At 60.0% G+C, this 24180-nt stretch carries 20 protein-coding genes; 9 read left to right on the top strand and 11 right to left on the bottom strand.

Annotated features, from left to right (window positions below; translation table 11 throughout):
* Positions 1-3: 3 nt before the first annotated feature.
* The 8 genes from ACYVM5_RS17650 to ACYVM5_RS17615 all read right to left on the bottom strand — a co-directional run bounded on the left by ACYVM5_RS17650 (position 4) and on the right by ACYVM5_RS17615 (position 10031).
* On the bottom strand, positions 4-381 hold the full coding sequence (locus ACYVM5_RS17650) for a response regulator transcription factor (protein WP_460619415.1): 378 nt from the start codon (positions 379-381) through the stop codon (positions 4-6).
* Between the two features lie 116 nt (positions 382-497).
* Positions 498-3338, bottom strand: coding sequence for an ATP-binding protein (locus ACYVM5_RS17645; RefSeq protein WP_460619414.1), 2841 nt, complete (start codon positions 3336-3338; stop codon positions 498-500).
* A gap of 228 nt (positions 3339-3566) precedes the next feature.
* Complete coding sequence (locus ACYVM5_RS17640; protein ID WP_460619413.1) at positions 3567-3791, bottom strand: hypothetical protein; 225 nt, start codon at positions 3789-3791, stop codon at positions 3567-3569.
* Positions 3792-3925: 134 nt separating this feature from the next.
* Positions 3926-5419 (bottom strand): MFS transporter, encoded by a 1494-nt coding sequence (locus ACYVM5_RS17635; protein WP_460619412.1) that lies wholly within the window; start codon positions 5417-5419, stop codon positions 3926-3928.
* Positions 5420-5477: 58 nt separating this feature from the next.
* Positions 5478-7049, bottom strand: coding sequence for a hypothetical protein (locus ACYVM5_RS17630; RefSeq protein ID WP_460619411.1), 1572 nt, complete (start codon positions 7047-7049; stop codon positions 5478-5480).
* Between the two features lie 183 nt (positions 7050-7232).
* On the bottom strand, positions 7233-7655 hold the full coding sequence (locus tag ACYVM5_RS17625; RefSeq protein WP_460619410.1) for a transposase: 423 nt from the start codon (positions 7653-7655) through the stop codon (positions 7233-7235).
* Between the two features lie 93 nt (positions 7656-7748).
* Entirely contained in the window at positions 7749-8675 is a 927-nt protein-coding gene (locus tag ACYVM5_RS17620) for a M28 family peptidase (protein ID WP_460619409.1), read from the bottom strand.
* A 90-nt stretch (positions 8676-8765) separates the two neighbouring features.
* A complete protein-coding gene (locus tag ACYVM5_RS17615; protein WP_460619408.1) occupies positions 8766-10031 on the bottom strand; it encodes an MFS transporter in 1266 nt (421 codons plus the stop codon).
* A gap of 256 nt (positions 10032-10287) precedes the next feature.
* On the opposite strand from ACYVM5_RS17615, the gene ACYVM5_RS17610 reads away from it, so the two are divergent.
* From ACYVM5_RS17610 to ACYVM5_RS17600, 3 genes are all read left to right on the top strand, one after another.
* Entirely contained in the window at positions 10288-11196 is a 909-nt protein-coding gene (locus ACYVM5_RS17610; RefSeq protein ID WP_460619407.1) for a flavin reductase family protein, read from the top strand.
* Positions 11197-11306: 110 nt separating this feature from the next.
* On the top strand, positions 11307-11612 hold the full coding sequence (locus tag ACYVM5_RS17605) for a hypothetical protein (RefSeq protein ID WP_460619406.1): 306 nt from the start codon (positions 11307-11309) through the stop codon (positions 11610-11612).
* A 61-nt stretch (positions 11613-11673) separates the two neighbouring features.
* Positions 11674-11982, top strand: coding sequence for a magnesium citrate secondary transporter (locus ACYVM5_RS17600; protein WP_460619405.1), 309 nt, complete (start codon positions 11674-11676; stop codon positions 11980-11982).
* 23 nt (positions 11983-12005) lie between these two features.
* Here ACYVM5_RS17600 and ACYVM5_RS17595 read toward each other — a convergent pair whose 3' ends face one another.
* Both ACYVM5_RS17595 and tsaE read right to left on the bottom strand, forming a co-directional pair.
* A complete protein-coding gene (locus tag ACYVM5_RS17595) occupies positions 12006-13232 on the bottom strand; it encodes an alanine dehydrogenase (RefSeq protein ID WP_460619404.1) in 1227 nt (408 codons plus the stop codon).
* A gap of 96 nt (positions 13233-13328) precedes the next feature.
* Positions 13329-13766, bottom strand: a complete 438-nt coding sequence (gene tsaE, locus ACYVM5_RS17590) for a tRNA (adenosine(37)-N6)-threonylcarbamoyltransferase complex ATPase subunit type 1 TsaE (protein ID WP_460619403.1) — start codon at positions 13764-13766, stop codon at positions 13329-13331.
* 330 nt (positions 13767-14096) lie between these two features.
* Here tsaE and ACYVM5_RS17585 point away from each other — a divergent pair, with 330 nt between their 5' ends.
* The 3 genes from ACYVM5_RS17585 (at position 14097) to ACYVM5_RS17575 (ending at position 18278) form a co-directional block, all read left to right on the top strand.
* A complete protein-coding gene (locus ACYVM5_RS17585) occupies positions 14097-16445 on the top strand; it encodes a TonB-dependent receptor domain-containing protein (RefSeq protein WP_460619402.1) in 2349 nt (782 codons plus the stop codon).
* A 71-nt stretch (positions 16446-16516) separates the two neighbouring features.
* On the top strand, positions 16517-17770 hold the full coding sequence (locus ACYVM5_RS17580) for a pyridoxal phosphate-dependent aminotransferase (RefSeq protein WP_460619401.1): 1254 nt from the start codon (positions 16517-16519) through the stop codon (positions 17768-17770).
* A 94-nt stretch (positions 17771-17864) separates the two neighbouring features.
* Positions 17865-18278, top strand: coding sequence for a TonB-dependent receptor plug domain-containing protein (locus tag ACYVM5_RS17575; protein WP_460619400.1), 414 nt, complete (start codon positions 17865-17867; stop codon positions 18276-18278).
* A gap of 33 nt (positions 18279-18311) precedes the next feature.
* Here the strand turns inward: ACYVM5_RS17575 and porX are convergent, their stop codons facing one another.
* On the bottom strand, positions 18312-19880 hold the full coding sequence (gene porX / locus ACYVM5_RS17570; protein WP_460619399.1) for a T9SS response regulator signal transducer PorX: 1569 nt from the start codon (positions 19878-19880) through the stop codon (positions 18312-18314).
* Positions 19881-20138: 258 nt separating this feature from the next.
* Between porX and ACYVM5_RS17565 the strand changes: the two genes are divergently transcribed.
* The 3 genes from ACYVM5_RS17565 to ACYVM5_RS17555 all read left to right on the top strand — a co-directional run bounded on the left by ACYVM5_RS17565 (position 20139) and on the right by ACYVM5_RS17555 (position 24080).
* Positions 20139-21368: an HD domain-containing protein gene (locus tag ACYVM5_RS17565; protein WP_460619398.1), complete on the top strand. Its 1230-nt coding sequence runs from the start codon at positions 20139-20141 to the stop codon at positions 21366-21368.
* A gap of 177 nt (positions 21369-21545) precedes the next feature.
* Positions 21546-22586 carry a UDP-3-O-(3-hydroxymyristoyl)glucosamine N-acyltransferase gene (gene lpxD, locus ACYVM5_RS17560; RefSeq protein WP_460619397.1) on the top strand — a complete coding sequence of 347 codons (1041 nt, stop codon included), beginning with the start codon at positions 21546-21548 and terminating at the stop codon, positions 22584-22586.
* Positions 22587-22685: 99 nt separating this feature from the next.
* Positions 22686-24080: a bifunctional UDP-3-O-[3-hydroxymyristoyl] N-acetylglucosamine deacetylase/3-hydroxyacyl-ACP dehydratase gene (locus ACYVM5_RS17555; protein ID WP_460619396.1), complete on the top strand. Its 1395-nt coding sequence runs from the start codon at positions 22686-22688 to the stop codon at positions 24078-24080.
* Positions 24081-24180 lie beyond the last annotated feature (100 nt).

The following is a 24180-nucleotide window of genomic DNA, read 5'->3' as shown; positions in this document are numbered from 1 at the left end:
ACGTTACGCGGCCACGCCCAGCAGCTCGCGGACTTTTTCCATGAGCTGGCGGGTGCTGAAGGGCTTGGGAATGTATAAATCGGCGCCGACTTCGTAGCCCTTTTGGATGTCGGCTTCGCGGCTTTTGGCGGAGAGGAAAATGACTTTGGTGCCGGCGCGGTCGGGCCGCTGGCGGAGCTGGCGGCACACTTGCAGGCCGTCCACGTCGGGCATCATGATATCGAGTAGGATGAGGTCGTAGGGGGTTTGGTCGATGGCGGCCAGGGCCTCGGTGCCGTTGCGGGCGATGCCGACCTGGAAGCCGTTTTTGCGCATCAGGAATTCGAGCGACATGACGATGTTGGGTTCATCGTCGACGATTAGGATGTGGGGTGTTTTCATGCAGATGGGTGGAGGCGGGTGGGCGGTAAGGGAGGCAGAATGGGGAAGAAAAAGAGGAAATAAGACCGTCATGCAGAGCGTAGCGAAGCATCTTTACCGCGCAACGCAATCAATTACTACTGCGGCAAAGATGCTTCGCTACGCTCTGCATGACGTGCTGGGCCGTCCTCCGCTTCTTCCGAACCGCTCCCAGCAAGCGGCAGCTCGACAAAGAAGCGGGCACCCTGCTCGAGGCTGCTTTCGACCCAGATGCGGCCGTGGTGAAGCTCTACGATTTTGCGGGTGATGGCCAGGCCCAGGCCGGTGCCTTCGGGCTTGCGGGTGGTCTGGTGCTGGGCCTGGTAGAATTTGTCGAAGATGAGGTGCTGGGCGGCGGGCGAAATGCCCCGGCCGTTGTCTTCCACGCAGAGCAGGAGCACGTCGGCGGTGGGCCAGGCCAGTACCGCGATGCGGCCCGTGCCGTCGGGCCGGCAAGCTTTGATGGCGTTGGAGAGCAGGTTGACGAGCACCTGCATGAGGCGGTCGCGGTCGGCGTAGAGGACGGGCAGGTCGGTGGGCACGTCGACGTGCACGGCAATATGCTTATCGCGTAAGAGCTGGCCCACGGCGTCGAGGGCTTCGGCCACTAGGTCGGCTACGGGCACGGGGGCGCGGTCCAAAGTTGCCTGGCCGGATTCGAACTTCTCCAAATCGAGCACCAGGGAAATGAGGCGGGTGAGGCGCTCGGCCTCGCGGCCGATGGTGAGCTGGAAATGCTGGCGCTCCTCGGTTTCCAAATCAGGGTTGTCGGCCAGGATTTCGGCCAGCGCGCGGATGCTGGTGAGCGGCGTGCGCAGCTCGTGCGTTACGGTGTAGAGGAATTCGTCCTTGCGGTGGTCGAGCGCTTGGAGCTGGTCGTAGGCGGCGCGCAGCTCATCGGTGAGGCGCTGGAGCTGACGCGACTGTTTCTGGAGCTGGCGGTTGGCTTCGAGCAATTGCTGGCTTTCCTTGAGAATGCCCACCACGCTGTCGTAGCTGATTTGCTCGGCCCCGGCCACCGAGGCCACCAGCATGCGGGCGCTGGCCGGGCCGAGACTGCCGGCCAGCAGCTTTTCGGCGTAGGTGAGCAGGCGCGGGTCGGCAGGGACGGGAGTGATTGAGTGGCTGAGTGGCTGAGTGAGTTCTCCTTCCGGCGTGGACGGCAGCGCATCGGGGAAGCGGGTGGCGAAGGTGCGCAGGGCTTGGTTGGTGCGCTTCTTGCCGAGGAAGCCCAGAAGCAGGGCGCGCACGTCGGGGAAGGGGGTCCTCCCCTGCCAGCCGGCCACTTCCTCGGCCAAGCTGCGGCGGGTGAATACGTCTACGAACACATCGGCCTGGCGCAGCTCCAGCGCCGTGGGCGGCCAGGCCAGCGAAAGGCCCACGTAGAGCCCAATGTTGAAAAACCAGCTCCAGAACAGGCCGTGCGAAAGGTAATCAAGCCCTTCGAGCCCGAACAGCGCAAACGGCCGCAAGCCGCTGATACCGCCCACCCCCTCGGTCAGAATGGACTCAGGCAGCCGCCCCGGCCCCACCAGCGTGGGCAGCACCAGCGTGAAAAACCACACCGCAAACCCCGCCAGCAGCCCCACCGTGGCCCCGCGCCGGGAGCCGCCCTTCCAGTACAGGCCGCCCAGCACGGCGGGCACAAACTGCGCCACCGCCGCGAAGGAAACCAGGCCGGTGTTCACCAGCGGCAGGGTTTTGCCCACTTCGGCGTAGTAGCCATAGGCCAGCAGCAGCACCAGCACCACGGCCAGGCGGCGGCTTTCGAGGGCCACGCGGCCCAGGTAGGCAAACCAGCGCGTCTGGCCGCCTTCGGGCCGGGCAGAGGGCACGCGCACCAGCAGCGGCATGAGCAGGTGGTTGCTCATCATCACGCTCAGGGCAATGGTTTCGACGATAATCATGCTGCTGGCCGCCGACAAGCCGCCCAGGTAGGTGAGCAGCGCCAGCCACGAATGCCCGGCCGCCAGCGGCAGCGCCAGCACAAAAGTGTCAGCGTCGATGCCGCTGTGGCCCAGCCGCAGCATGCCACTGAAAGCTACCGGCAGCACGAATAAGTTGATGATGATGAGATAGAGCGGAAACAGCCACATGGCCTTGCGCAGGTGGTTTTCGTCCACGTTCTCCACCACGGCCACCTGGAATTGCCGGGGCAGCAACAACACCGCCGACATGCTCAGCACCAGCAGCGTGAACCATTCGGCCCCGCTCGTGCCCGAGCCGCGTAGCGTAAACAGCTGCCGCAGCGCCGGCACCGCCGCCGCCTGGTCGAACACGTCGGCAAAGCCGTGGAATAGCCCGAACGTGACGAACAGGCCCAGCACCAGAAAGGCCACCAGCTTCAGCAGGCTTTCCAGGGCCACGGCCAGCACAATGCCCTCGTGCCGCTCCGTAGCCTCCACCGACCGCACCCCAAACAGGATGGTGAACACCGCCAGCGCCCCCGTAGTATAGAGGGCCGTGGTAGCCGCCGCCCCGCCCGCCCCCGCCCCGCTCCCGGTAAGGGTCACAAACGAGGCGGCAATAGCTTTGATTTGCAGCGCGATGTAGGGCACGATGCCCAGCACGCACACCACCGTGACCAGCGCGCCCAGCGCCGCGCTCTTGCCGTAGCGGGCCGAGATAAAATCGGCAATGGAGGTGAGCCGTTGCTGCCGGCTTACGCGAATAATTTTGCGCAGCACCAGCCACCACACCGGGGCCAGCAGCGTGGGGCCAAGGTAGATGCCCACGAACTCCAGCCCGTTGTGCGCCGCCCGGCCCACCGAGCCGTAGTACGTCCAGGCCGTGCAGTACACGGCCATGCTCAGGGCGTAGACGTAGGGGTTGCTCACCAGGCTTTTCCGGGCGGCCGAACGGCGCTCAGCGGCGTAGGCCACGCCGAAAAGCAAGGCCAGGTAGCCGAACGAAAAGCCGATGACGAGCAGCTTGGACATGTGGTTTTTAAGGTAGTGTCATTGCGAGTAGAGCGAAGCGGAACGCGGCAATCCGCCCTCTTGATGTGACTAAGGCTGAGTTCTCAGACTGCTTTTTGCTGGACAAAAAAATCTTCTGGATTTGGAAAGTATCTGGTTTTAAAGAATGTCTGGCAAAAGAAAAGTGTCTGGTTTTGACAGGACAGATTGCCGCGTTCTGCTGCGCTCCACTCGCAATGACAGGCGGACTCATTCTTCCCTCTTCTCCCGCACCAAATACGCCGTCAGCCCCACCAGCAGCGCCCAGAGCAGCAGCACATACAGGTAAAGGACCGGTACGCCGCCCACCCGCCCGTCGTGGTCGAATACGGCCAGCAGCGGAAAATTGAGCAGCACGCCGAACAGCACGGCCAGGAACAGCAGCCGGTGCCCCCGGCGCGATTCCGTACGTTCAGGATGGGGATGGGAGGACACGGGAAATGGAGGTTTGGCAGGCATCGGGAGCCGGTGCGCCGGGAGTTGCGGCGGCTCGTCAATTTACTGAAAAAGCCGCCGGCCCAGCGGACCAGCGGCTTTTTCGGGCGTGGGTTGGTCGCGTTACGGACTACCTAAGCGGCTGGAGAAGGGTGGTCTTCAATGAGCTTCACATTGCGCACGTCTTTCATGTAAGCCACGCCCACCAGGAAGCAAATCAGGGCGATAACCACCGGGTAAATCAAGCCCACGATGCTGCTGTGCTCCTTGGCAAAGGTGCCGGCCGGCTGCGCCGCCGCCCACACGCCGATGGACGTGGCTACCAGCGGCACGAAGCCACCGAAGATGCCATTGCCAATGTGGTAGGGCACCGAGAGCGACGTGTAGCGCACTTTGGTGGGAAACAGTTCGACGAGGTAGGCGGCGATGGGGCCGTACACCATGGTCACGAACACGACGAGGCAGAACACCAGTGCAATCATGGCCGGCACGTTGGGCGTGAGGGCTTTCATAACGGCGGGCACGGCTTTGCCGGCGGCATCTACCGTGGCGGGCGTGATTTCGGTGAGCGGCCCGGCAAAGGCCTTGATGCCGTAGAACAGCGGCATGGTGAACAGCGCCCCGCAAATCATGCCCGTCATGATGATTTTCTTGCGGCCAATGCGGTCCGACAGCGAGCCGAAATACACGAACAGCGGCGTGGCCAGCAGCATTGAAACCACCATGATAATGCTCGAATCAACGATGTCGAGTTTCAGCGTGGCATTCATAAACGTAAAGGCCTGAAACTGGCTGGTGTAGAAGATAACGCCCTGGCCCATGGTAGCGCCAAACAGCGCAATGAGCACCAGGCGGCGGTTGATGGGGTTCACGAACGAGTCGCGCAGGGGACTTTTGCTGGTGGTGCCGGTGGCCTTGGCCTTGGCAAACAGCGGCGACTCGTGCAGCCGGCGGCGGATGTAGTACGAGGCAATGACCAGGAAGCCCGAGAGCAGGAACGGAATGCGCCAGCCCCACTCCTTGAAGGCGGGCTCACCCATCAGCTTGCGGGTGATGAGGATGACCGTGATGCTGAGAATGAGGCCGCCGGTGGCCGTAATCTGGATGAAGCTGGTGTAGTAGCCGCGCTTCTGGTCGGGGGCGTATTCGGCCACGTAAGTGGCGGCGCCGCCGTATTCGCCGCCGAGCGCCAGGCCCTGCAACAGGCGCAGAACCACGACGATAACCGGGGCGGCAATGCCGATGGTATCGTAGCTCGGAATGAGGCCGGTGATGAACGTAGCCCCACCCATAATCAGCAGCGTGACCAGGAAGGTGTATTTCCGCCCAATCATATCGCCGATGCGGCCGAAGAACACAGCCCCAAACGGCCGCACCACGAAGCCCGCCCCGAACACGGCCAGCGCCCCCAGCAACGACTTGGTGATATCGCCGGACTGCCCGAACAGCACCGGCCCGATGATGGCCGCCAGCGAGCCGAAAATGTAGAAATCATACCACTCAATCACCGTACCCACCGACGAGGCCGTGATGACCTGCCAGATTTGACTGGTCGAGGTCGTGTTGTTGTCGTGCGTCGCCGGGGCATCCACCGCCTTCGCGTAGGCCGGGTTCAAACTTTGTTCCATGGAAATTTCAGCAAAAAAAGATGAGGTGTGAAAGCGAAATCTGAGCGGCCCGCGCTGCTTACAGGTACACCTGCATCTGCAGGGTCACCTCGGGGCGGTACTGCACGCTGTTGACGGTGGCCGCGCCGTTGTTGGCGGGCAGGAAGGTCTGGTCCGAGAAATCGGGGCGGGCACGGTAGTTGAGCGTCACCTTAGCGTTGTGGCCGTCGAGCAGCAGGTTCAGGCCGGCGTCGTACACGTTCACCGATTTGCGGCTGCCGTCGGTTTCGTGCAGGCCCTCCCATTCGTTGCGCAGGTAGGCCAGGTAGGGCTGCAGACGGGCTTTGGGGCCCAGTAGCTTTTTGGGTAGCAACAGGCCGGCCTGGGCATAGTAGCTGTGGCCCGTGCCGATGAGCGGCAGCGCATTGCCATACAAGTTGGCTGGGCCGGTGCTCCCGGCTACAACGGCAGTGCCGGGGTTCAGCAGCCCGGCGTTGCGCACGTAGTTGGGGCCCATGTCGTAGTTGTAGTACACGCCATACAGCGTGAGGGCCGTGTTCGAGGTGGTATCAATCGGCGCATCGTAGAACACGTCGGCACCGAAGAGCTTGATGTCGTGGGTGGTCGTAGTGGTGAAGGAATCGTAGTTGGCCGGCATGGGATTAGCCGCCGTGAACACCGGGTTGGCATTCGGCCGCGAATACATGCCATCCTGGTTGTAGTGGAAGCCCGCGCCGATGTTGAACACCTTCTTGGTGCCCAGGTACGTGCCCGTGGTGAAGGGCAGCAGGTTGGCTTCCTTCTCCAGAAACGAATAGCTGAAGTAGCCCTGGTAAATCTTGTGGTTGTTGTGCGGGTTGAAAGCCGCCACGTTGGTGCGCAAGGCAATTGGCCCTTGGGCCGGCACAAAGGCCGTAGTGGCGGTGGCCGGTGTGGGCGCGGCCCCGGTCTGGTTGGTCTGAAAGGGCTCATCCACCGCCACGCGGTAGTCGAAGCCGCCGATGCGGCCGTGGCCATAAAAGCCCAGGAAGAAGCCAAACTGGTCGGTTTGGTCCAGCGTGGGGAAGTTCGTTACCGGAATGTCGTAGGTCATCATGGTAGCCGTGCTGGCGGCCGTCATCCGCGACACGCCCGTCTGGTAGTTGAGGCCGCCGCCCACGCTCAGGTACTTGTTCACCTTGTACTCGGCCACGGCTTCGTGGATGTAGTTGGGGGCGCGCTTGGCGGGGCCGTTGGGGTCGTTGGGCAGGCCGCCGCTCAGCGAGGTCTGGTTTTCAATGCCCAGGTCGACGTAAGTCATAAACCGGGGATTGAGCTGGGCCAGCATAATCAGGCGCGCCCGCCGGATTCCAAACGTGGTCTGGTCGCTCTGAGGGCTGCCGTTGCGGACGGTGTTGCTGTTGTTCTGGTTGTACTGCGCCCACATCTGCGCCCAGGTCAGGAAACGCAGGTACTTCGAGCCGTCGGGCGAGAGGTTAATTTTCATACCACCACCGTAGGGGGCCGACTTGGCGGGCGTGGGCACGGCGGGCGGCGGCGCGGGCGCTGCGGGTGCCGGGGCCGTGCCGGTAGCTGGCGGGGTAACCTGGCCAAACGCGGCCCCGGTCATCAACAGGCCGCTCAGGGCCAAAGCGTAGCGGGATGTGTGCATCGTGCTGAAGGAAGAAATAAGTGAGAGTTGCCGCGAAGCTGCCGGTTTTATTCAGAAGCTGAGCCAATGCCGCCAATGGGCACACCCCGGCCCCAAGCCAATTGGTCCGGCTAAGTAGCACAATGCCCGGCCTGTTAACTATCAGCCGGCATCGTTTTGGTAAGCACTATATTTTTTCCTGATTCAGTGCGCCCGGAACCGCTCCCAGCGTATCACCATGAACTTATCACCGAGCTCCGTTACCACCATCCCCGCCCCTTTCAGATTGCCCGGCACCTGGAAAAACGCGGCCAACTCGGCCTGGTTGAGGATTTTGTAGGTAGGGTGATAATCGGTCTGGCGTGGAGCGCGCATGCCGTATTTCTTCACCCAGTTCATCACGCTCACATGGCTCACGCCCAGCAGCCGCTCAATCTCGCGGTAGCTCACGCCTTCGATATAGAGCTGCAGGGCCTTGATGACGTAGTAGCTGTCTACCTCGCGGCCCAGCTTGGCCACGGTGTAGTGGTAGCCGCAGCTTTTGCACCGAAACCGCTGTCGTTCGTTCACCACGCCGCTTTTGGTGGCTTCCTTGGATTCGCACTTGGGGCAGGCAGGGGCTAGCATGACGCAAAAGCTTGGTGAAAACCTAAATAAGCTATAGGTATTCAGCAAACCTATACCATTTTAGCGAATAAACCAACTTCACTTAGTGAGTGCTTACTCCCTGGCCAACACGGTCGCCAGCAACGCTTCCACGGCCAGCCCGAGGCGGCGCATATCCAGCCGCGCCAGGGTGTCGGTGGTTTCGTGGTAGCTACGGTTACGATAGAAGGCCGTATCCGTGAGCAGCACCGCCGGGAAGCCCAACTTCCAGTAATTCAGATGGTCGGAAAAATCGATACCCGGCAGCCAGGCTGGCGCCTTAAAGCGCTTCACGGGGAGAGCGGCCACGCCCCGGTAGCGCCGCGCAAACTGCCGCCCGAAGCGGCCATTTCCGAATTTCTGGGCCACGGTCACGTAGTTTCCCCGGCTGCCGTAGATGAATTTTAGTGGCCAGGCCGGGTAGCGCTGGGTGCCGCGCCGGTCATCGTAGTAGCCCAGCATTTCGAGGGCCACCATGCCGCGCACCGGCACACCGGCAGCTTGCAGGGCGGCCGCGTGCACGTAGCTACCCATGTTGGGGGTGCGGAAAAATGGTGGCTCCTCCAGCGTATAAGCCACCAAATCGATGCGGTACGGCAACGCAGGCTGCTGCCCCAGCAGGCGGGCCAGCTCCAGTAGGGCGGCCACGCCGGTGCCGTTGTCGTCGGCGCCGGGCTGGTCGCCGCACACGTCGTAGTGCGCCCCGATAATCAGGCGCGGCCCATCCACCGGCCCGAATGAGCCGAGGACGTTGCGGTACGTCTGGTCGCGCACGGCGTAGGGCTGCGTGCCCACTGAGTGCGCCCCAGCCACCCGTAAGTGCTGCTGAATGTAAGCCGCCACCGAATCGAGGACGGCCGGGTGCTGGTAGTTGCGCGGCTGTGGCGTGCTGGTGAGAAACTGCAGGTGCCGGCGCAGCCGCGCCGTATCGGCCGGCAGCTGGCTTGCCAGAACCGGCCCGGCCAATTGAATCAACAGCAAACTCAGCAAAGCCCGTTTCATGCGGCTAAAGCTAATTCCTGAACGCACAAACGGCAGCGCCGACGAGGGCACTGCCGTTTGGCAACCGGGATTCCAATTGAAACCGAAACCCTATTCCTCCTCCACGTAGTCGAGGTCTTTGCCGTAGGTTTCGGGCAGGGTGCTGGCACTAAAAAAGGCCAATAGCAGCAGCACAGCCCCGATGACAGCGGCCGCGCCCACCATGCCCAGCGAAGGGTTTTCTTTCAACGATTTGAAGGCGAGGGTGACCAGCACAAGCGCACCCCGGGCAAAATTCGGAGCCGTAGTGGCCACCGTGGAACGGATGTTGGTTCCGAACTCCTCGGCCGAAACCGTGACGAACAATGCCCAGAAACCGCCGGTGTACCCTACGAGAAAGCAGGCGGCGTAGAACAGCGTGGTGCTGGCACCGTGCAGCCCAAACAGGTAGAAGCCCACCGCGATGGCACTGCCGATGATGAACAACTGCAGGGTCCGCATCCGGCTTTTGAGCAGCTGGCTGAGGCCGCCGCTGGTGAAGTCGCCCAGCGTGAGGCCGAAGTAGCACCAGGCAATGCTCAGGCCGCCCGTCACCGGGCCCTGCAGGCCGAACACCTTGCCGAATTCCGGGGCCAGCGTAATCAGGATGCCGGCCAGAAACCAGAACGGAATCCCCACGAACAGGCAGCGCAGGTATTTCCAGAACCGCGCGCCATTGGTGAACAAACTCAGGAAATTGCCGCGTCTGACATTGCTCTCCTTGGTTTGCTCAAACATACCCGATTCAAACACGCCGGCCCGTAGGGCCAGCAGCGCCAGGCCCAGCCCGCCACCAATAAAGTAGGCATTGCGCCAGCCAAACTCGCTGCCCACAAAGTAGGCCACCACCGCCCCCGACACGCCCACCGAAGCTACAATCATGGTGCCGTAGCCGCGTTTTTCCTTGGGCAGCGTTTCGGCCACCAGCGTAATGCCCGCGCCCAGCTCACCGGCCAGGCCCACGCCCGCAATCAGGCGCAGCCAGCCGTATTGGTCAATGTTCTGCACAAAGCCGTTGGCAATGTTGGCCAGCGAGTAGAGCAGAATGGAGCCGAACAGCACCGAGAGCCGGCCCTTCTTATCGCCCAATATGCCCCACAGGATGCCGCCGAGCAGCATGCCGCCCATCTGCATGTTGAGCAGGTACAGGCCCTCGTTGGTCACGGCCGATGCCTCGGTGATGCCAATGTCGTTGAGGCTCTGCACCCGCACGATACTGAACAGCACAAGGTCATAAATATCAACGAAGTAGCCCAGCGATGCCACAATTACAATGGCACTAAACAAGCCCACCGCGGGTCTTACGGCGTTGGGGTCCGGGATTTTGGTTGGGTTCATAGGGACAAGGGTTTAGTGACGAACTGCCAACGTTACCCTTTATTTTTTAAACCGCCCGCCCTCCTGCCCGAAACCTGCTTATTACTATAGTCATCTAATCAATGAATTTTCTTTCTAAAAACAAGCAATGTCTTAATTGACAAAGCATTTAATTCCGATTCCCATATTCCAAAAAAACTATAGTTATTTAGCACAATTACAATTAGGCTGCGCTGCAACCGGCTAGTATTTCCTGCCGTGCTTCCTTTGCGGCCCTATGGCCGATTTTCACTCCCTCACTCCTTCCGACCTCACGCCCGCCCAGTGGCACCCCTTCCTGGTGGGTGCCGTGGCCCCGCGCCCGGTTGCCTTCGCCAGCACCATCGACGCCGACGGCCGCGTAAACCTGAGCCCTTTCAGCTTCTTCAACGCCTTCAGCTCGAACCCACCCATCCTCGTGTTTTCGCCGGCCAACCGTGTGCGCGACAACACCCAGAAGCACACGCTGGAAAATGTGCGCGAGGTGCCCGAAGTCGTCATCAACATCTGCGATTACGCGCTGGTGGAGCAGATGTCGCTGGCCAGCACCGAGTACGGCAAGGGCGTGAACGAATTCACTAAAGCTGGCCTCACCGAGCTGGCTTCCGAGCTGGTGCGCCCGCCCCGCGTGGCCGAAGCGCCGGCCGCCTTCGAGTGCGTGGTGGAGCAAATCATCGAGCTGGGCCAGAATAACGGGGCCGGCAACCTCATCATCTGCCGGGTGGTGCGCGCCCACTTTCGCCAGGATATCCTCCTGCCCGACGCCACCGGCATCGACCCCTTCAAGCTGGACGCCGTGGCCCGCCTCGGCGGCGACTGGTACTGCCGGGCCAGCGGCAGCAGCCTCTTTGAAGTGCCCAAGCCCAACCGCCACATCGGTATTGGCATCGACCAACTGCCCGAGCACCTGCGCACCTCCAACGTGCTCACCGGCAACGAGCTGGGCCGCCTCGCCAACATCGAGCGCGACGCCCTGCCCACGCCGGAGCAGGTCGAAGAATTCAAATCCGAACCGATGGTGGCCTACCTCCTCAACAAGCACCAGGACGATGTCCCGGAACTGAAAAAGCAACTGTTGCAACTGGGCCGCCAGTTTCTGGCCGAGGGGCGGCTGGTGGAGGCGTGGAAGGTGTTACTTTTATTATAACCTAAGTTAAGATTTGAGCGAAGGCGTTGGCTGAGCAAGGAAATTAGTTGGGCGCTACATCCACTGAGCCGCAAACATCTCCAGCCCACCCCCTCAAGTTGGTTCATCGCATGGATTCATCACCCCTAATATCCACCAAGAAATGCGAGCATTGCCAGCAATGGTCGAGGTGGCAACAAAGCTCTGATGACCGTTGCGAGCACTGTGGCAACTTGCTCGACCCGCGTGCCCAACAAAATGCCTTAGCGCGCGCCGAGCTGGAAAAGCAGCCGACACCTGCCCTTTTCAAGGTAGAAATGCACCCCGGGGACAGTGCACTAGTGCGCTTCTTCAAGCGGATTGCCCTTGGTGGTCAGATGCTTTTCGCGGCCATCATCGCCTTCATAGTGTGGCTGGTGACACTGGCGGCGGGTTGAGATGCTGCAGTGGCCAGAATTTCGGCGGCCGCTCTTTTTGGTGGCAGCATTGGGGTATTGCTTGCACCTGCTCAACCGGTGCGTGCTGCACGTGCCGCTGCCGGCTCTTGTTACCTCATACCTCGCCGATGTACTGGCCTTGCCTGTGATGCTCACGCTGGCCTTAGCGGTTCAGCGTCGGCTCGGCAATCATTCCCGGCACTTCATTCTTCCCGATACCTGGCTTCTGGCATCCTGGCTTTTTGTATCAGTCTGGTTTGAAGGCATTCTTCCAAGCTATTCACGCCAAGCCGTGGCAGACCCGCTCGATGTGGTGGCCTATGCCCTGGGCACGCTGGCCTTCCGGCAATGGCTCAACCGACCCGCATAATTCATTACTGTCCTGATTACCGGTTAATTGCGCACCGCAATCAGCAGCCCTAATTCCTTATACCGCAAATTAAATTTCTTCGCAATCATCGCATTGGTCAGCGAGCCGCGGTAGATGTAGACGCCGCTGCGGAAATGCTCGTTGGTGAACAGCACTTCATTGATGCCGCCGTGCTGGCTGATTTCCTGCAGGATGGGCGTGAAGATGTTGCTCAGGGCGTTGGTGGCGGTGCGGGGCACGCGCGAGGCGATGTTGGGCACGCAGTAGTGCACCACGTCGTATTTGCGGAAGATGGGGCTGCTGTGGCTGGTCATCTCGCTGGTTTCGAAGCAGCCGCCCTGGTCGATGCTTACGTCGATGATGACGGACCCGGAGGCCATGCTCGACACCATTTCCTCGGGTACCATAAAGGGAATGCGGCCGTCTTCCACCGCCAGCGCGCCAATGACCACATCGGCCCGGCGAATTTGCTGGCTGAGCGCGAACGTATCCAACGTACTGGTGTAGAGCTGCATGCCCAGGTTGTGCTTGAGGCGGCGCAGCTTGTAGAGGTGGTTGTCGAACACCTTCACCTCGGCCCCGAGGCCGGTGGCGGCGCGGGCGGCGTACTCGGCCACCGTGCCGGCCCCCAGAATAACAACCTGCGACGGCGGCACACCCGTAATACCGCCCAGAATGATGCCCTTGCCCTCGTTGGAGCGGGCCAGGTATTCGGCCGCAATCAGCATCACCGTGGAGCCCGCAATTTCGCTCATGGCGCGCACCACGGGGCGGGCGCCGCTGGGGTCTTTCATCAGCTCGAAGCCGATGGCGTTGATTTTCTTACGGGAGAGGGCCGCAATGTATTCCGAAGTCATCGAGCCCATTTGCAGGGCCGAAATCAGGGTTTGGCCGGGGTGCAGCAGCTCAATTTCTTCGAGCGTGGGCGGGGCCACTTTCAGTAGAATATCGGCCTTGAACACCTCCTCGGTGGAGTAGGCAATCTGCGCGCCGGCTTCAGAATAGGCGTGGTCGGCATATTTGCTGGGCTCGCCGGCACCGGCTTCCATCACTACTTCGTGCCCGGCCGAGACGAGGTGTTGCACGGCTTCGGGTGTAAGACCGAGGCGGTTTTCCTGGAGGGAGGTTTCGCGCGGCATCCCGATGAAGAGCTTGCGCTTGCGCGTTTCCACGGCCAGCATCGACTCCTGCGTGAAATAGGCGCGGCTGGTGGCCAAAGACTCAAAACCGGAGGGTAGCTGCTCGGGCATTTTGGGGGAATTATAAATTACTAATAGTGAATTAAAAATTATGAACAATCAATAATCACTTCGCACAGAGCATGATGCGGAGACAATTTCTAATTCTTAATTAATAATTTTTAATTCTATTTCGCGGGTTTCGTCGGGCAATGCCTGGATGCGCACTTCGAGGTGGGGCACGGGCAAAAGGGCCGCCACTCGGGCCGGCCATTCTACCAAACAAAGATACCCGGAATCGAGGTACTCCGCCGCGCCCATTCGCTCGGCTTCAGCAATGGAGTCAATACGGTAAAAATCAAAATGATAGATGGGTGTATCGCGGGCGTCGCGGTACTCGTTCACCAAGGCAAAGGTGGGGCTGCTCACGTCGTCGGCCACGCCCAGGGCGGCGGCCAGCTCCCGGATAAGGGTGGTTTTGCCCGCGCCCATCTCCCCCTCGAAGGCCACCACCGAGCAGCGGGCTTCGGCAATGGCGGCTTGCAGGCGGGCGGCGGCGGCGGGCAGGGCCGCCAGGGAAGGAACGGTGAGTTTGACGGGATTCATTGGGCGAAAATACCGCTGCAATGGTAGAATTAGCTGTTTATTTTCTGGAATTGTGCTGGCATCATCCTGCCTTAGCACATAGCTGACTTCGCTAAACAATTCGCCTTAAAGCGTCTGACCGGAAGCTTGCTCGCACTGGCAATGGGTTTGCCCTGTTCAATTCCGGCAAATGCAACCACGATTGCGGCTACTGGTCCTTGACGCCCGCTCAGCCCAATTGAATATATGTTACTCCCTTGCCTTCTGCACCGGTCGAATTCCGTTTGCGGCGGATTTATATTTTTCCTTTTCCTAAGCACCTTCGTAGCGGCAGGCCAAGCCCGGGTGGCCGTGAGCGGCACAGTGCTGGCGGCGGGAGCGCCGGTGGAGTTTGCCACCATCACCCTGCACCGGGCCACCGACTCGGTGGTAGTAAAAACCGAATTTAGCGATGCGCAGGGCCGGTTTCAGCTGGAAGCGGCCGCTGGGGTGCGCTACCGGGTTTCGGCGGCGCAGGTGGGGTTTGCGCGGTACTGGAGCACGCCGTTTGAGTTGCCGGCCTCCGGGCTGGCGTTGCCGGCTTTTGCCCTTCAAGCCAGCGCGGCCACGGCTTTAAAAGAAGTGACCGTGACGGCCCGCAAGCCGCTATTCGAGCGCCAAGCCGACCGCACCATTGTTAACGTGGAGGACAGCCCGCTCACGGCCGGCTCCACCACGCTGGATGTGCTCACGCGGGCACCGGGCGTGACGGTAGGCTCCGGCGATGCGCTGAGCCTGAAGGGCCGCGAGGGCGTGCTGGTGCTCATCGATGGCAAGCGCGTGGCCATGAGCGGCACCGAGCTGGCCGATTATTTGCGCAACCTGCCCGCCGACCAGCTCAAAAACATCGAGCTAATCACCAATCCGCCCGCCAAATACGACGCCCAGGGCGGGGCCGGCATCATTGCCATCAACCTCAAGAAGGACCAGCGCCAGGGCACCAACGGCAACCTGAGCGCGAGCTACGGCCGGGGCCGCTACAACAAGTACAACACTAGCCTGACCCTCAACCACCGCAAGGGCAAAACCAACGTTTTCGGCACCTACGGCTACGCCGACCGCGAAGCCTTCAACGCCCTGACCATCCACCGCGACTTCCGGACCGGCACCGAAATCACGGGCCGCAGCGACCAGGAAAACTACATTATGGTGCGCCAGCTGGTGCACAGCTGGAAGGCCGGGGTCGACTATAACCTATCGCCGCGCACCACCTTGGGGCTGGCCGTAAACGGCCAGGCCGCCAACTCGCCGCAGGAAGGCACCAACGCCGCCGTGCAGGCCGACGCCCTCGGCAATACTACGGCGCAGTACCAGGCCATCAACCTGCGCACGGTGCGCACGCCCAACGCGGCGGCCAACCTCAATTTCAAGCACGAATTTGTGGACTCGCTGGGCCACCGCGACCTGACCATGGACGCCGACTACGCCGAGTTCCGCAACACCCGCCTGCAAACCCTGGTCACCACCTACACCCTGCCCGTGCAGGCCCCCACCACCCTCACCGGCGACCAGCGCGGCACCCTCGCCATCGAGTCCTTCAAAGCCGATTACACCCAGCCGCTCAGCAAGCTGGCCAAGCTGGAAGCGGGCGTGAAAACCAGCCTCGTCAGCTCCGATAACAACGTGCTGTTCAGCCTCACCCAGAACGACGTGACCACCGTCGACCGCAACCAGTCGAACCACTTCATCTACCACGAGAACGTAAACGCCGGCTACCTCACCCTCACGCACACCACGCCCAAAACCACGCTCACCGGCGGCCTGCGCGCCGAGCAAACCAACACCTCGGGCCGGCAGGAAGTGGGTACTGAGTCGTTCCCGACGCGCCACTATGCACAGCTGTTTCCCAGCGCGGCCATCCGCCGCAGCCTCAACGCCCGGCACGAAGTTGCGCTGTCGCTCAGCCGCCGCATCGACCGGCCCACCTACGGCCAGCTCAACCCCTTTCGCATCTACATCGACGCCACCACCTACGGCAGCGGCAACCCCAGCCTGCGCCCCCAAACCAGCTACAACCTGGAGTTGAGCCACACCTACCGCCAGAAATTCACCACTGAGCTGGCCTGGGCCATCACCAGTCTGCCCATGGTCGGCTCGGTGCAGCCGGCGCCCGGGCCGGGCAATTTTGTGGTGGTGCAGGACGTCAACCTCGACCGGCTCGATACCTATACCATCACGTTCAGCGCGCCCGTGGAGCCCTTTAAGTGGTGGACGAGCAACAACAACCTCGTGGGCTACTATGCCCGCTACATCGGCACGCTGGCTGGCACCGCCCTCGACAAAGGCCAGCCCACCCTCAACCTCACCACTGCCAACAACTTCACGCTGGGCCACGGCTGGGGGGCCGACCTCACCGGCACGTATCAGTCGCGTCAGCAGCAGGCATTTTTCGATATCCAGGCCCGGGGCCAAATCGTGGCCGGCATTTCCAAAAGCCTCTGGGACAAAAAGGGCAACCTGAAGCTGAACGTGGCCGACATTTTTTACACTCAGAAAACCCGCGCCACCTCCACCTACAACAACTACCAGGAGCGTTTCTACCAGCGTTTTGACACCCGCGTTGCTACCCTGGCATTCACCTACCGCTTCGGTAATCAGAAAGTGGCCCCCACCCGCCGCCGCACCAGTGGCGCTGAAGATGAAAAGCGTCGCGCTGGCTAAAAAAGCAGGCTTTTACGGCGGCGCTGAAATACCTTCGTGGGCCACAGCGGCATTCATTTCTCCGTTTTCCCATGCAAGTATCCAAGATGGCAGCCGGCCTCATCGGCTCCGAAATCATCCGAATTGGCAACCAGGTAAGCGAGCAGGTGCGCCAGGGCGCGAACATCTGCAACCTGACCATCGGCGATTTCGACTCCAAGATTTTCCCGATTCCGGCCGGGCTCACCGCGGGCATCATCGCGGCCTACCAGGCCGGCCAGACCAACTACCCGCCCGCCGCCGGCATGGGCGAGCTGCGCGACAGCGTATCTGCCTTCCTGAAAGCCCGCCAGGGCCTGGAGTACGGCCCCAACGATATTCTGATTGCCGGCGGTTCGCGCCCGCTCATCTACGCCACCTACCGCGCCCTGCTCGACGAAGGCGACCGCGCCATTTTCCCGCTGCCCAGCTGGAACAACAACCACTACTGCCACCTCGTAGGAGCCACGCCCGTAGCCGTGCCCACGCGGCCCGAAAACAACTTCATGCCTACGGCCGCCGACCTGGCCCCGCACGTGGCGGGCGCCAACCTGCTGGCTCTCTGCTCCCCGCTGAACCCCACCGGCACCGTATTCACCAAGGAAGGTCTGGAAGAAATCTGTGACCTGGTGATTGCCGAAAACAAGCGCCGTGGCCCCGACGAAAAGCCCCTCTACATCCTCTACGACCAGATTTACTGGCTCCTCACTTTCGGCGAAGCCAAGCACTACGACCCCGTCAGCCTGCGCCCCGAGCTGCGCGACTACGTCATCTATATCGATGGCACGTCGAAGTGCTTCGCCGCCACCGGCGTACGCGTGGGCTACAGCTTCGGCCCTACCGCCATCATAGATAAGATGAAGTCCATTCTCGGCCACGTCGGGGCCTGGGCTCCCAAAGCCGAGCAGGTGGCCATGGGCAAATTCCTGCCCGAAACCGCCGCTGTCGATGAGTTTCTGACCAGCATCAAAGGCCGCCTGCAAAGCTCGTTGCAAAGCCTTTTCGATGGTTTGAAAGCCCTGAAATCGGAAGGCTACCCCGTCGATGCCGTGGCTCCGGCCGGCGCCATCTATCTCACCATCAAAATCGACGTGCTGGGCCGCACCGCCCCCGACGGTTCCGTGCTCACCACCGCCGAGCTCACCTCCTACCTCATCGCCGAGGCTCAATTGGCGCTAGTGCCCTTCAGCGCCTTCGGCTCGCCAGCATCGGAGCCGTGGTTCCGCGCCTCAGTTGGGGCTGAGACGGTGGCTTCAATTCAGGCCGCGCTGCCGCGTTTGAAAGCAGCGCTGGATAAGCTGAAATAAGTTTGGTTGCAAAGCTGTGTAAATTAATGTGAAATGGCATCCAGTAAACAAGTCGTTTAATTGGATGCCATTTCACATTTTATTTCCTTTCAGCATGTTCTTCCGAAAATCTTTTTTCGCCCCGCTATTGGTTCTGGGCGCAGCCTTTTTATCATGTAATGCGCAAGCGCAATCAGTCGATTCTGCTACGGAAGTCCAGCCGCATATTGTAGCAGCACAGGTTAAAGATTCAACCAAAAGGCAGACCAAAACCATCCGTATAGCCTGCGCAAGCACGATTCCTGCGGGCAGAGAACCACTATTTATTGTGGATGGCAGGCCCATTGAGGGGCTAGACCTGAAATCAATTGTTCCCGACGATATCGACAGAATTGAAGTATTAAAGGGAAATGCTGCAACGGCCCTTTATGGCAGTCGCGGTGCCAATGGCGTAATTTTAATTTTCTTAAAACATCTGCGCACAAAGCCATTTCACCAGCTAATCGAAAAAAAAGCCCGCCTCGATTGAGGCGGGCTTTTTAATTTAGAGTTCTAACTTCAATTACCCTTTCGCCGTGAGCGTGATATAAGGAATAATGCACTCCTCCAGCGAAATACCGCCGTGCTGGAACGTGTCCTTATAGTAGTTTACATAGTAATTGTAGTTATTGGGATAGGCGAAGAAATAGTCGCCAATCGTAAATACATACGCGGTGCTCACATTCTCACGTGGCAGGAAAATGGATTCCGGCTTGCGCACCACGTACACGTCGCGCGAGTCCTCGAAGCCCAGGTTTTTGCCGTGCTTGTAGCGCAGGTTGGTGTTCGTATTGCGGTCACCCACAATCTTATACGGCCGCTTGCAGCGAATGGTGCCGTGGTCGGTGGTGATGATGAGCTTGCCTTTTTTCTCGGCAATCTGCTGCATCATTTCATACAGCGGCGAGTGCAGGAACCACGAGCGGGTGATGCTGCGGTAGGCCGATTCGTCAGCGGCCAGCTCCCGAATCATGGCCATGTCGGTCCGGGCGTGCGAGAGCATATCCACAAAGTTGTAGACGATGACGTTGCACTTATAGTTGTTGTGCAGGTTGCTCATCTTGCCCAGCAAGTCCTTGCCGGCCTGCAGGTTGGTCACCTTGTGGTAGCTGTGCTTGGCCTTCTGGTTGTTCTTTTGGAAGTTGATTTCCATGAACTCGGCCTCGTGCAGGTTTTTGCCCTCGTCGTCGTCATCGGTCACCCACAGGTTGGGGTATTTCTTCTGAATCTCCGACGGCATCATGCCCGAGAAAATGGCATTCCGCGCATAAGCTGTGGTGGTGGGCAGAATGGCGTAGTACATCTCCTCGCTATCCACCGTAAACATCTCGGTGATAATGGGCTCCAGCACTTTCCACTGGTCATAGCGCAAGTTGTCAATCAGCACGAAGTAAACAGGCGTGTCGCCGGTGGCCTTCAGCGTGGGGAACACGCGCTCCTTGAACAGCTGGTGCGACATGAGCGGCGCGTCCTTGTCGTCGCCGTTTACCCAATCCGCGTAGCTCTCCGTGATGAAGCGGCCGAAATAGGTATTGGCCTCGTCCTTCTGCATGTTGAAAACCTCGGCCATACTTTTGCCTTCGGTTTCGTTGATTTCGAGCTCCCAGTACACCAGTTTCTTGTACACGTCGGCCCATTCGGAGGGCGAGAGGCGGTCGGAAAGCTGCATGCCGAGTTGGCGGAAATCGCGCTGGTAGCCCGAGTTGGTGGCTTCGCTCACGAGGCGCTTGTTGTCGAGCACCTTTTTCACCGACAGCAAAATCTGGCTCGGATTCACCGGCTTAATCAGGTAATCGGCAATTTTAGCGCCGATGGCCGACTCCATAATGTGCTCTTCCTCGCTCTTGGTAATCATCACCACGGGCACCGTGGGCCGGATAGCCTTGATTTCGGTGAGGGTTTGCAGGCCGGTGAGGCCGGGCATGTTCTCATCGAGAAAGACGAGGTCGTAGCTCTTTTCCTGAATCTCCTCAATGGCATCGGCGCCGCTGTTGACGGGCGTTACGTCGTAGCCTTTTTCCTTGAGAAACAGCAGGTGCGGCTTGAGCAGGTCGATTTCATCGTCGGCCCAGAGGATGGTGGTTTGTTGCATAGTGGGGACTTGGGTCTTGGGGACTTTAGCGTCTTGGTTAATCAAGTTAACGTAAGACGTCCCGAATGGATATATAGAAGCGCGGCTGCTTTCGCGGGGCCCTGCCTCGGAAGTGGATTGAGCTTGCCCAAACGGTCTGCCGTAGCTTCGCGTTCAGTTATTGACGGGCGGGTACTGCAAATGTTGCCTGTTTTTGCCCATTCGCTGCATATTCCTACTGTTCTGTTTTCTGCCCGTCATCCCCTCCCCGCCCGTTCCGTGAACAAAAAGAAAATCTTCAACGACCCCGTTTACGGCTTCGTCACCATCCCGACGGAGTTTCTGTTTGACCTGATTGAGCACCCGTATTTCCAGCGGCTGCGGCGCATCCAGCAGCTCGGCCTCACGGGTTTCGTATATCCCGGGGCACTGCACACGCGCTTCCACCACGCGCTGGGCGCCATGCACCTGATGTCATTAGCCCTGCGCACGCTCAAGGACAAGGGCGTGAAGATTTCGGCTGCCGAGGGCGAAGCAGCGATGGCTGCCATTTTGCTGCACGACGTGGGCCACGGTCCACTGTCCCACGCCCTGGAAACGGCAATTTTCCAGGATGTGCCGCACGAGCAGCTCTCGCTTTTTTTGATGGAGCGCCTGAACAAGGAATTTCACGGCAAGCTTAACCTGGCCATTGAAATGTTCAAGGGCACCTACCAGCGGCCGTTTTTTCACCAGTTGGTGAGCAGTCAGCTCGATATGGACCGCCTCGATTACCTCAACCGCGACTCCTTTTATACCGGTGTGGAGGAAGGCCGCCCCGGGGCCGACCGCCTCATCAAAATGCTGCGCGTGCACGAAGAGCGGCTGGTGCTCGAAGAAAAAGCCGTGTACTCGGTCGAAAACTTTTTGGTGAGCCGCCGGCTGATGTACTGGCAGGTATACCTGCACAAAACCGTGACCTCGGCCGAGCAAATGGTTATTCGGGTGGTGCAGCGCGCCCGTGACCTGGCCCGCCGGGGCGTGGAAGTGCCCGCCAACAGCTGCCTGGGCTACTTCCTGGGCCGCGCCGTGAGCCTGGACGAATTCGAGAAAAACGAGAAAATCCTCAGCCATTTTGTGGAGCTCGACGACTACGACATCTGGTCGGCCATCAAAGCCTGGGCGGGCCATACTGACATCGTGCTCAGCTACCTCGCCAAAAGCATTCTGCACCGCAACCTGCTCAAAATTGTGCTCGCCCCCGAGCCGTTCGACGATGAATTTCGCCTCGGCATCCAGGAGCTCATTGCCGAAAAATTCAAGCTGCCCATGGAAGAAGCCGAGCTGCTCATGATTTCGGGCCGCCTCAGCAACAGCGCCTACAACGCCGAAAGCCAGGAACCCATTGAAATTCTGACCAAGAAAGGCGACATCGTGAACGTGATGGAAGCCTCCGACCTGCCCAACATCCGCGCCCTGAGCCAGCGTGTGGAGAAATTCTACATCTGCTACCCGAAGGAGATTGTGTAGCGTCTGCTTGTCATCCTGAGCGGAGCGAAGGACCTTATCATGCCTGAACAATTTGCAGTAAATCATTTGCTACAGGCGTGATAAGGTCCTTCGCTCCGCTCAGGATGACAAGTGGACCGATTACGTGGACCGATTACCCAGACCAAAAACAGAAACCGCCGCCTAATTTTGCGCCTTATGGAATTTACCGTTCAGCAAATTGCCGAAGTCCTCGGCGGCACCGTGGAGGGCGACGCCACCCTGCGCATCTCCAGCCTGGCCAAGATTGAAGAAGCCCAGGCCGGCTCCCTCACCTTCCTCTCGAACAACAAATACGAGCCGTTTCTCTACGAAACCGGCGCATCAGCCGTCATCGTGGGCCAGGCCCAGGAGCTGAAACAAGCCATCAAGCCGGCCCTCATCCGGGTTGAAAACCCCTACACTGCCTTCAGCCAGCTGCTGGAATTTTACGCCCAGGCCACCCGCACCGGCAAGCGTGGCGTCGAGCAGCCTTCATTCATTGCCGAGTCGTCGGAGATTGGGCCGGGCCATTACCGGGGCGCGTTTTCCTACATCGGCGAGAATTGCAAGCTGGGCGAAAACGTGCTGGTATTCCCCCACGCCTACATCGGCGACCGGGTTACGATTGGCGCAGGCAGCATCATTCACGCCGGCGCGAAGATTTATCCCGATACTGTTATTGGCCAGTTCTGCGTCATCAAAGCCGGCGCAGTGGTGGGTTCCGATGGCTTCGGCTTCGCTCCGCAGCCCGACGGCACTTATAAAGCCATTCCGCAAATAGGCAACGTGGTGCTCGAAGACTACGTGAGCATCGGGGCCAACGCCACCGTCGACTGTGCCACGCTAGGCTCGACTCGCATCGGGCGGGGCAGCAAAATCGACAACCTCGTGCAGCTGGCTCACAACGTGGAAATCGGCCGGCACACGGTCATTGCTTCGCAAACGGGCATCGCCGGCTCGGCCAAAATTGGCGACCATTGCGTGCTGGCGGGGCAGGTGGGCATGGCCGGCCACGTCACGCTGGCCAACAAAACGACCGTCACCGCGCAGTCGGGCATTGGCAAGAATGTGAAACAGGAAGGCACCATCCTGCAAGGCTCCACGGCCTTCGACTTCAAGCAAAACCAGCGCGCCCAAATCGTTTTCCGCCGCCTGCCCGAGCTCGAACAGCGCGTAGCCTCGCTGGAGAAGGCGAAAAACGCGACAGAAAAGCCCTAGCTTTGCAGTCTATTAGTTGTCGGTTGCTAGTTGTGGATTGCGGGGTCGAAAGGCCCTCCCAATCCGACACCTGACAGTCAGCAACTGACAATCAATCAGATGAACGACAAGCAACACACCATTCAGGCACCCGTGACGGTGCGCGGCATCGGACTGCACACCGGCGTAGAGGCCACCATGACGTTTTGCCCCGCTCCGGTGGGCCATGGCTACAAGTTTCAGCGGGTTGATATGCCCGGGCAGCCCATCGTCGATGCCGACGTGGACAACGTGGTGGACCTGAGCCGCGGCACCACCATCGAGCAGAATGGGGCCCGCATCAATACCGTAGAGCACACGCTGGCCGCCCTCGTGGGCCTGCAGCTCGACAACGTACTGATTCAGCTCTCCGGCCCCGAGCCGCCCATCATGGACGGGTCGTCGGCCGAGTTTATCAAGGCCCTGAGCACTGTGGGTTTTGAAGAGCAAAACGCGCTGCGCAATTACTACGAAATTCCGGAAAGCATTCGGTACGTGGACAATGCGCGCGGCGTGGAAATTGCCGCCCTGCCCCTCTCCGATTATCGCCTCACGGTGATGGTGGACTACAACTCGCCGGTGCTGGGCTCGCAACACGCCACGCTGACGGACATCGGCCTGTTCAGCGAAGAAATTGCCTCGTCGCGCACGTTCTGCTTTTTGCACGAGCTGGAAATGCTCTACAAAAACAACCTCATTCGCGGCGGTGACCTCTCGAACGCCATCGTGGTAGTGGACCGTGTGGTGAGCGACGACGAGCTGACCGAACTGGCCAAGATGCTGGGCAAGCCCCGCGTTTCGGTGAAAAAAGAGGGAATTCTGAACAACGTGGACCTGCGCCACAAAAACGAGCCCGCCCGCCACAAGCTGCTCGACCTCGTGGGCGACCTCGCCCTGGTGGGCCGCCCGCTGAAAGGCCAGATTCTGGCCGCCCGCCCCGGCCACGCCGCCAACGTGGCCTTTGCCAAGAAAATCAAGAAGAAGATGCTGGAGTCGCGCACCAACCCGGTGCCCGTGTATGATGCCAACCGCGAGCCGGTAATGGACATCAACCGCATCATGCAGGTGCTGCCCCACCGCTACCCGTTCATGATGATTGACAAAGTCATTCATCTGGACGACCAGGTGGTGACGGCCGTCAAAAACGTGTCCATTAACGAGCCGTTCTTCCAGGGCCACTTCCCCGGCAACCCGGTGATGCCCGGCGTGCTACAAATCGAGGGCCTGGCCCAGACCGGTGGCATCTTGGTGATGAACACCGTGTCGGACCCCGAAAACTACTGGCAGTACTTCCTGGGCATCGAAAATGCTCGCTTCCGCAAGAAAGTCCTGCCCGGCGATACCATTGTGTATCATTGCCAATTGCTGGCGCCCATCAAGCGCGGCATCGCCAAGATGCGCGGCCAGGCTTTCGTGAATGGCAAAGTGGTGTGCGAAGCCGAAATGAGCGCCGCCATCGTTCGCAAAGACGCCTAATTCATTTAACAATTAACAGTTATCATTTAACAAGACCTAAGGCTGCCTCACATGAACCAAGCCTTTACCTTCTGTTAAATGTTAAATGATAAATGACCAC

The organism is Hymenobacter ruber (assembly GCF_054783255.1).
Note: the sequence above shows the minus strand (reverse complement) of the source record. Positions and strands in the feature narration are given on the sequence as shown.